The 6394-nt window shown below is 32.0% G+C and carries 7 protein-coding genes; 2 read left to right on the forward strand and 5 right to left on the reverse strand.

The features are described 5' to 3' along the window. Positions 1–158: 158 nt before the first annotated feature. Complete coding sequence (locus DIU01_RS03170) at positions 159–917, forward strand: Bax inhibitor-1/YccA family protein (protein ID WP_290831806.1); 759 nt, start codon at positions 159–161, stop codon at positions 915–917. Between the two features lie 71 nt (positions 918–988). On the opposite strand, the gene DIU01_RS03175 is transcribed toward DIU01_RS03170, so the two are convergent. The 3 genes from DIU01_RS03175 to DIU01_RS03185 form a co-directional block, all read right to left on the reverse strand. Next, positions 989–1504, reverse strand: a complete 516-nt coding sequence (locus DIU01_RS03175; RefSeq protein ID WP_290831807.1) for a PAS domain-containing protein — start codon at positions 1502–1504, stop codon at positions 989–991. An 81-nt stretch (positions 1505–1585) separates the two neighbouring features. After that, on the reverse strand, positions 1586–2668 hold the full coding sequence (gene dinB / locus DIU01_RS03180; RefSeq protein ID WP_290831808.1) for a DNA polymerase IV: 1083 nt from the start codon (positions 2666–2668) through the stop codon (positions 1586–1588). A gap of 7 nt (positions 2669–2675) precedes the next feature. After that, positions 2676–4673, reverse strand: coding sequence for a recombinase (locus tag DIU01_RS03185; RefSeq protein WP_290831809.1), 1998 nt, complete (start codon positions 4671–4673; stop codon positions 2676–2678). A 119-nt stretch (positions 4674–4792) separates the two neighbouring features. On the opposite strand from DIU01_RS03185, the gene DIU01_RS03190 reads away from it, so the two are divergent. Further along, positions 4793–5260, forward strand: coding sequence for a CYTH domain-containing protein (locus tag DIU01_RS03190; protein ID WP_290831810.1), 468 nt, complete (start codon positions 4793–4795; stop codon positions 5258–5260). On the opposite strand, the gene DIU01_RS03195 is transcribed toward DIU01_RS03190, so the two are convergent. After that, the gene (locus DIU01_RS03195) at positions 5261–5770 is read right to left on the reverse strand and encodes a septal ring lytic transglycosylase RlpA family protein (protein ID WP_290831811.1); all 510 of its coding nucleotides are present in this window, start codon (positions 5768–5770) and stop codon (positions 5261–5263) included. A gap of 137 nt (positions 5771–5907) precedes the next feature. Then, positions 5908–6339, reverse strand: coding sequence for a hypothetical protein (locus tag DIU01_RS03200; protein WP_290831812.1), 432 nt, complete (start codon positions 6337–6339; stop codon positions 5908–5910). Positions 6340–6394 lie beyond the last annotated feature (55 nt).

Here is a 6394-nt window from a genome sequence, read left to right on the forward strand (position 1 = left end):
GAAAAATTTTCAACAAAATAATCTTGTGTTTTAGTTTATTGCATTCGAAAAAAATCACTTCTAAAAACATAAAAAAAGTGTCAAATAGTTAAATATTTTAGTAATCCTTTTTTCATTTCAAAACTAAAAGTATCTTTGATAAACTAAAATTATTATTTATGGAATCAAAAAATCCCTTTTTTAAATCTAAAGGTTTTACCAACACTTCTGCAGCCAATGACCATTCTTCTGTAGTTATTGATTATAACGACACAATGACGGTTTCTGGAACGATAAACAAAAGTTTTATATTGTTGTTGTTATTAGTTGCAACGGCATTAGTAACTTGGAATTTAGCTTTCAACGGATACAACCCAATGCTTTTAACTATTGGTGGAGCAGTTATTGGTTTGATTTTAGTTGTTGTTGCGTCGTTTAAACCGCATCTTTCTACTTATTTAGCGCCAGCTTACGCACTTTTTGAAGGTTTATTTATTGGAGGAATATCGGCAATTTTTGAAGCGATGTATCCAGGAATTGTAATTCAAGCGGTTGGTGGAACGTTTGTAACATTCGTAGTTTGTTTTGCTTTATACAAATATAAAATTGTTCAAGTTACCGAGAAATTTAAATCGGTAGTTATTGCAGCAACTTTGGCCATTGGAGTTTATTATTTGATTTCTTGGTTGCTAACGATGTTTACAAGCTTTCAACCAGTACATTATGGTAATTCTATGATGAGTATCGGAATTAGTGTTTTTGTAATTGTAATTGCGGCTTTAAACTTATTTTTAGATTTTGATCAAATAGAAAAAGGTGCACAAGAGCGCATGCCAAAATTTATGGAATGGTTTGGTGCCATGGGATTAATGGTAACTCTAGTTTGGTTATACATTGAATTCTTACGTTTATTATCTAAACTTTCAAGTAGAGATTAATCAAAATAGTATAAAATAGAAAAGGTGTCAAATTTAATATTTGACACCTTTTTTTATGTTTTAAAGCGATTTTAAGCAGCGATTTTCTCGAATGCTATGAAGTTAGTCAGTTTGCCTTTTGTGTTAAAGACAGGATATCCTTTAATGTGACATTTGTAAATGGAACCGTCTTTACAGTAGTTTATAATTACTTTCTCAAATGGTTTTTGTTCTTTAACTGCAATACTAATTTCTCTAGATATTTTATCGTTAGTCAGTTTTCCTTGGAACATTTTTGGTGAATTACCAATAACTTCCTCTGGAACATAACCATTCATTTCTACAATATTTTTCGATGCAAAAACTATTTTCAAACTCGCATCAGTAACCACAATTACAGTATCATCTTGTAATTGTTCGTTAAAAGACCATGTAGTTTTCCATTTATTTTGTGCGACTATAGTTTCTAATAAACTTGTATCACCAACCGAATTTCTAATTTTACCAAAAAATGAAGTATAGAAACTCCAAGAGCTTAATGGTAAACTCATCAAATTCATATTGTTATGATACCTCGCAACTGCCTTTTCATATTCTTTAAATTCCATAACTCTTAAATTTGAGGCAAATATATAATGATTTCTGTAAGTCTTTCATTTACAGCTAAAGTTTAACTTTTGTTGAAGTGATTAAAACTCAAATCGCAACTGCACAACCACCGTTTTCTTTACTTCGGTATTTAAATTATTTAATGAAATGCCTAAAAGTCGCACCGATTCCTTCATTCGTTCTTGATATAACAATTCTTTGGCGGTTTCAAACAGCAATCCTTTATCTGCAATGAAATAAGGCAAGGTTTTACTTCTTGTTTGGGTTGTAAAATCGCTGTATTTTATTTTTAAAGTAACGGTTTTCCCAGATATATTGTAGCGTTTTAAACGATTTTCAAGTTCCGATGCGATTCTTTCTAGTTTGTCTAACATAAAAATTTCTGAAGTCAGATTTTCGTTAAACGTATGTTCGGCCGCAACCGATTTAGAAACTCTGTTGGGTTTTACTTCGCTGTAATGATTTCCTCGAACGATATTGTAGTAAAATCCGCCACTTTTTCCGAAATGCTGTTCTAGATATTCTTTGGTTTTTGATTTCAAATCTTTTCCGGTAAAGATTCCGTGTTGGTACATTTTTTCTTTAGTAACTTTCCCAATTCCGTAGAATTTTTTAATGTCTAATTGTTCGAGAAAAGCTTCAACTTCATCTGGATTAACTGTTTTTTGTCCGTTGGGTTTGTTGTAATCAGATGCAATTTTGGCAACAAATTTATTAACCGAAATTCCAGCCGAAGCTGTTAATCCGACTTCATCAAAAATTCGTTGTCTGATTTCTTGAGCGATTAAAGTGGCGCTCGGATTTCCTTTTTTATTTTGAGTTACATCAAGATAAGCTTCGTCGAGCGAAAGTGGTTCAACCAAATCGGTATAATCGAGGAAAATCTTTCTAATTTGTTTCGAAATTTCTTTATAGCGATCAAATCTTGGTCGGACAAATATTAAATCGGGACAATTTCTTGCTGCTTGAACGCCACTCATTGCACTTCTTACACCAAATTTTCGAGCTTCATAACTTGCCGCTGAAACTACTCCACGAATTTCACTTCCACCAACCGCAAGTGGCTTTCCTTTAAGTTCAGGATTGTCCATTTGTTCCACCGAAGCATAGAAAGCGTCCATGTCTACATGAATTATTTTTCGATAAACAACCTCTGTTTCCATAATGCAATTACTTGTCTTTTACAGGAAAGAAAAATGACGTTGGATGCAATTTAAAATGCAACCAAATTGATTTTGTAAGTTCTGCAAACTCCGATATTGGAATATTTCTAGATCGAAATGCCAAACCTAAAGATAATAAAAAACTAACTATAAAATTCATAAAACCAATAATTCCGATGCCAAGAATGGACCAAAAAATCGTCCATCCAGTAACGAAAAAGTTCTGACCGTATAATCCTAATGCAAAGTTTCCGCTGGCAAAAGTGATGTGTCGAATGTCTAAATTTAATCCGAGAAATAATCCTATTGAAGCCGTACTTCCAAGAAAAACACCAAACCAACCGTTGGAAACTACTCCAGCCCAATTTCTTTCGAACCAATTGGCGATAGAAGTTGTTCTTTTTTTACCCAAACTCATTTTCAGAATTGGATGCTCTTGAATTCGATAAAACAACTGATTGTGTTTGCTTTTATTAGAAACATTACCCGAAATTATTCCAGATAAAAAGAGAAAAACACCAGCAATAGCAGCATGAAAAATCGCAGCCGAATGAATCGGACTTAAATCTTGCAACAATTTACCCGATTTTACAAAGGCTATATTTACATCGAAAGTGATATCAACCAACCAAATTATCAACATTGAAACTGGAAAAGCGACAAAAACATTTCCGATGAAAGCGATAAATTGCGAACGAAATAATCTTGCAAATAATCGTGCAAACGAAATGTGTTTGTTTTCGTGTTTGTTTCTTTTTTTCATACCTGATTCCAACGCCGAAGTAATTGTCGCTGCAGTCATTGCTGGCTGTTTTGTAGCCAAGGTAAATCCGAATAAGTAAATCGCAATAAACCCGAGCGCATAATTTAAACTGTACAAAACGGCATGGTTGAAATCGCTTGCTTCGACTGACGATAAAAGCAATTTAAAGACGCATAAAAATCCTACTATCAATCCGCCACCAGAAGCAGCTTTTAGCATTGAAAAATACTCGCTTTTAGATTCTGTAATATAATGTTCGCCAGTTTTTGCAGTATGTTGTGTGATTTCATAAGACAATAACTGCGTGCTTTCGCCTATTAATTGCCTAACATTATTTTTATAACAATTGAATTTTATTAGTTTTAAAGCCAACTGAATCGAGTTATTTCGTCTGTCGTTAACATTGTTTACAACCAGTAAAGGCAACAAAATTTTAAGTCGATGCAATTGCTGTCTAATGCGCAACAAACTTTGATTTACTCGAATTGAAATTCCGAATTTAGAGCTATTATTAAAAGCTTTATCTACATAATCTTCACATTGTTTATGAAGCACCAAAGCTTGTTTAAAATGTTCATCATCAGAATTTGTGTGATGTGCTTCACCCAGTTTTATATCAGAAAAAATGGCATGCAATTCTTTTTCGAATGCTACAAACGGACTTTCAAGACCTTCATATTCTGGTGTCATCATAAGAACTTCGGTATCCATTGCGCGACCGCTCATTCTTTGAGAAAGTAATCCGATAGTATTCATTAATTCGGATAAAGGCGATTTTTCTTCAATGGACGAATGTAAATCGGTGAAAAACAACAAATCAAATAACTGGTTTAGTTCTTCCGATGGTATTTTGTTAATCCAAATAGCATCGGAACTTCGATAAAAAACCTGGTTTAAAACAAATTCTAAAGTATCACTTTGTGGCTGAAACGGTAAAAATTTGGCAATAATTCGCTTTTTTACTTCATAAATAAATTCTGGATTTTGAAGAATTCCAGCATCCGAAAGGAAATTACTAAATTTTCTGTCTTTTAATAAATTATAAATATAATCTTGAAAAAGTTGTTTCTGATTGGGATTTTGTTCTAGAAAAAGAAGTAATTTTGAAATAGAAACAACACTAACTTTTTTAGGATGTTTTGGTCGAAACAAGTGAATTAAATCTACCAAAAAATAGAGTTCGTCACCTGACAGAATAGCATTATTTGAAAAATAATTATCAAATAACTTTTCAAGTGACATGGGAACTTTAAATTTATGGCGTAAATTCATGTAGGATTTTATTAATATTGTAAAAATACAATTTCAAAGTTAGAATTGTGTAAACTTGTTCCTAAAAATAACATCAAATTTTATTAAAAATGATTGAAATAGAACGTAAATATTTGGTTACTTCATTAGCATTCAAAAACGAATACTACACGAAAAACGAAATTGCACAAGGTTATTTATCGTCTAATCCTGAACGAACCGTTCGCGTGAGAATTAAAGGAAACAAAGGCTACTTAACGATAAAAGGGATTGGAAACGAAAGTGGCGCTTCTAGATTTGAATGGGAAAAAGAAATAGAACTTAACGAAGCAAAACAGCTTTTAAAATTATGCGAAAAAGGCGTAATTGAAAAAACGAGATACGAAGTAAAATCGGGAAATCACATTATTGAAGTTGATGAATTTCACGGCGATAATAACGGATTAATCATTGCTGAAATCGAACTAGAAAACGAAAATGAATCAATAGAAAAACCACATTGGTTAGGCAATGAAGTCACCAATGACGAACGTTATTACAATTCGTATATAAGTTTAAATCCGTTTAAAAACTGGTAATTATTTTTGAAGAATTTCCAAAGTTACATTTACTTTTCCCGAGTTTTTGTTTCCGGCAATTGTTGTAAATGCCTTTTTAGAAAGGTCAATTTCTCTTCCTTTTACAAATGGTCCGCGATCTGTAATTTCAACAAAAACTGATTTACCGTTGGCTTCATTTGTAACCTTTACAATGGTTCCGAATGGTAATTTTTTGTGCGCTGCGGTTAATTTATTCATGTTATAAACTTTCCCACTTGCTGTTCTTTTATTGTGAAATCTATCGGCATAATACGAAGCGTGCGCGTTCTTTTTATACGGTTTAAACTTTCCTTGATAAGCAATGACGCTATCAATTTCAAGTTCTAAATCGGTTGTGAACTTCGACTTTTTTACCGTGTCTTGATTCTTTTTTACTTCTTGTTTATTCTTGGGTTCTTGTTTTTTGTCAATTGGAGTTTTTACATTAAAGCTGTATGTAAAAAGAGCAATTATGGACATGACAAGAATACTTACTTTTGATTTTTGCATAATTAAAATTTTTTGCATTATCGGTAAAACAAAGACTATGCCTTAAAAGAAAATTCTTTGTAGAATAAGTTCGCTTTACTTAAATTTAATTTTTAAGTCGCTAAAAAAAGTCCTTTTCAGGACTTATTATTTTTTTATTACAACCACATTTTCCATGGAATTCTCACTAAAATCAAAACCAATCCTAAACCATAAAACAAAGCAATTGATTTGAATTTAGCTTCACTTGTAGTTCCTTTTTTGTGTTTAGACCAACCTATAGTGATAAGTGTGATAGCGATTATGTTAGTTAATGGATGTTCTAACATAGTTAATCTTAGTTCTGCTATTTTCATTGCGCCTTCTGTAGAAAAAGCTTTCATTCCAACTTCTGAAATAAAATATAAAATAAGGCCAACAACAAGTTGAATGTGCGTTGCAATTAATCCGAACAAAGCGATTTTTCTATCTTTTGCAGTAAATTCTTTTTTGGAAGTCATTCCTATAACTGAATTAATGACAGCTACAACTAGTAATAAAAGTGCCAAATATGCCCAACCCGAGTGAAATTTTTGAATAAAATTATACATATAAATTTAATTTTTGTTTTAACAAATATAGAAAAGAAAAAAAACTCTTTTACAT

This window comes from Flavobacterium sp. (assembly GCF_003525665.1).
Classification (GTDB): Bacteria; Bacteroidota; Bacteroidia; order Flavobacteriales; family Flavobacteriaceae; genus Flavobacterium.